Here is a 2,578-nt window from a genome sequence, read left to right on the forward strand (position 1 = left end):
GGCGCGGGCGGCCTGCCGGTCGGCGCCGGCGGCGGCCAGCGCCCGGTGGGCGGCGGCGGTGGTCTCGTCGAGGGTGTCCATGACCCCGGGCCGCCATGCGACGTCGGCGCCGGGGAAGCGGGCGCGCAGCGCCTGCTGGAGGGCGACGGCGCCGGCCGGGTCGTCGGTGGGGTAGCCGTCGAGGTCCAGCGGCGGCCCTCCGGCGGCGCCGCCGGACAGGTGTTGGACGTGGATGCCCGCGTCGTCGCGGATCTCGACGCGCCAGCGGCCGAGGGTGTCGAGGCCGAAGCTGACCCGGGTCACCGGCGCCGGGGACACGGACGGCTCCTCGCCACCGGTGGCCGGCTGTACGCCGACTGCCTGCGCCCCTGTGGTCGGGGCCGTATCCGGGTCGCCGCCTACGGCCACCCCCGGGCTGCTTCCCGCCGGTGCGAGTGTCATGGCCGGCACGGGTCTCCCTCTCCTCGTCGTGAGCAGCGGCAGCCTACGCCCCCCGCCCACCAGCAGGCGCAACGGGTCGTCGGCCTGCTCTTGCAGGCCGTCAGTGGGCGGATAGCCGCCTGCCCCAGGCGGCACCGGGTGCCCGGTGCCCGAGGAGATGCCGGCCTGCGGCGACTGGCGGTAGGCATCCATCCCGTGTGGCACGGGGTGTGCGTGCCGCGCTCGCGATCCGGAGTGCGGGGGGCCGCCGGATGCCCACCGGGAGCCGGCCCCCGCCCGCCCCCGGCATGGGCGCTCATGCGCCTGGGCGGGTGTCCGCAGACGTTCGTCCGCGACACACGGAGATCTGAAATGCGTTTCCGCAGGTCGCGGGTGTCCGCGTGGCGTGTACGCGGCAATGTTGCGCGCACCCCCGTCCGTGATACGGTTTGGGGCCATGAAGATCGGCGTGGCGCGCGTGTCAACCCATGATCAGAATCCGGAGGCCCAGGTCGACGCCCTGCGTGCGGCCGGCTGCGAGCAGGTCTTCATCGACAAGGCCAGCGGGAAGCTGGCCCGCCGCCCCGAGCTTGACAAGGCCCTGCTGGTGGCCCGCAAGGGCGACCACCTCGTGGTCACCAAGCTCGACCGGCTCGGCCGCTCGCTGGAGAACCTCCTCGTGCTGTCCCGCCAGCTGCAACAGCGCGGGGTCGACCTGGTCGTGCTCGACCAGGGCATCGACACCTCCACCGCGCTGGGCCGCATGTTCTTCCAGATCCTCGGGTCGATCGCGGAGTTCGAGCAGTCCCTGATGTCGGAGCGGACCAGGGACGGGCTGGCCGCCGCCCGCGCCCGCGGGCGCACCGGCGGGCAGAAGCCCAAGCTCGGCCCCCGCCAGGTGCGGCTGGCCCGGGAGATGTACGACGAGACCGGCCCCGACGGCAAACGGAAGTACACCGTGCAGCAGATCGCCGAGGAGTTCGGCGTCACCCGCCCCACCATCTACCGCCACCTCGCAGCAACCGCCAGCAACTCCTGACCACTCTGGTGCTGGCGACGCTGCCTGTACGGAGGGGACGCGCCAACCCGATCCGAGCAAAATATTGATTACCGAGTGTCAGGGTGAAGTGCTCTCCGGCCAGTGCGTCGGTCGGGCCAATCCCGGCGGCAGCCCCGTCCGGCCGTCCCCCCGCGCAGCGTCCGCCTGCTCTTGCCGTAGCCCTTGGGCGTCGGACAGGTTCGCTCCTCTCAACTGGGCGTCGGTGAGGTCGGCTTCGCCCAGCCAGGTATCGGTCAAGTCTGCATCGTCTAGCCAAGCGCCGGTCAGGTTCGCACCGGCCAGCTCGGCGCGAGTCAGGTTCGCCTTATACAGCCCGGCACCGGTTAGATTGGCCTCGTCCAGCCGGGCGCCCGACAGGTTCACACCACCCAGCCAGGCGCCGGTCAGGTTCGCACCACGCAACCGGGCTTCTGTCAGGTCCGCTCCTCCTAACACAGCTTCTGTCAGGTTCGCACCACCTAACTGGGCATTAGTCAGGTTCGCCCCGCCTAACACAGCGTCAGACAGGTCCGCCTCGGCCAATATGGCGTCGGACAGGTCCGCCTCGGCCAATACAGCATCGGATAGGTTCGCCCGGTTCAGCCGGGCGCCGGTCAGATTCGCTAGGTTCAGCCGAGAACCGGATAGGTTCGCCCTGAATAGCTCGGCACCGGCCATATTCGCCTTGGATAACTTGGCACCGGTCAGATTCGCCCTGAGCAGGTCAGCGCCGGACAGGTGAACGCCGGACAGGCGGGCACCGGTGAGGTTCGCCCCGAACAGTTGGGCGCCGGACAGGTAAGCGCCGGTGAGGTCAGCACGGGGAACACCCGCCCGCTCAGGGAGCCGGCCCAGCACAGTCAGGGCAGCCTGGATGTCGGTGTCCAGGTCCGGTCCGGCAGGGGCGGGGATGGTGACAGTGGCGCGGTCGGCGGGAGTGGGCAGAGCGGCAGAGTGTCCACGGCGAGCCGCGCCCGGCCGACCGGGGGTGGTGTGCTCGCGGACGAACGCCGAGAGCACCTCCACGACTGTGCGGTGGTCGGCGGGCGAGTCCGTCGCGATTCGTTCAAGTGCGTAGATCCCGCCAAGGCGGACGTCGAGGGTGTCCGAGCCGAGCTG

The 2,578-nt window shown here is 71.1% G+C and carries 2 protein-coding genes and 1 pseudogene; 1 reads left to right on the top strand and 2 read right to left on the bottom strand.

Going from position 1 to position 2,578, the window contains the following annotated elements; genetic code table 11:
• Positions 1-645, bottom strand: a pseudogene (locus tag MJ797_RS26800) (hypothetical protein); the annotation flags it as partial.
• A gap of 232 nt (positions 646-877) precedes the next feature.
• On the opposite strand from MJ797_RS26800, the gene MJ797_RS26805 reads away from it, so the two are divergent.
• Positions 878-1,459, top strand: a complete 582-nt coding sequence (locus MJ797_RS26805; protein ID WP_374583048.1) for a recombinase family protein — start codon at positions 878-880, stop codon at positions 1,457-1,459.
• 78 nt (positions 1,460-1,537) lie between these two features.
• Here the strand turns inward: MJ797_RS26805 and MJ797_RS26810 are convergent.
• Positions 1,538-2,578: pentapeptide repeat-containing protein (locus tag MJ797_RS26810; RefSeq protein ID WP_239342549.1), on the bottom strand; the 1,041-nt coding region annotated here is incomplete at its 5' end.

This window comes from Protofrankia sp. CiP3, from assembly GCF_917627345.1.
Classification (GTDB): domain Bacteria; phylum Actinomycetota; class Actinomycetes; order Frankiales; family Frankiaceae; genus Protofrankia.

Bases quoted from the DNA above. Each gene is read 5' to 3' on its own strand.
- MJ797_RS26805 (WP_374583048.1), top strand. From the start codon at position 878: ATGAAGATCGGCGTGGCGCGCGTGTCAACCCATGATCAGAATCCGGAG.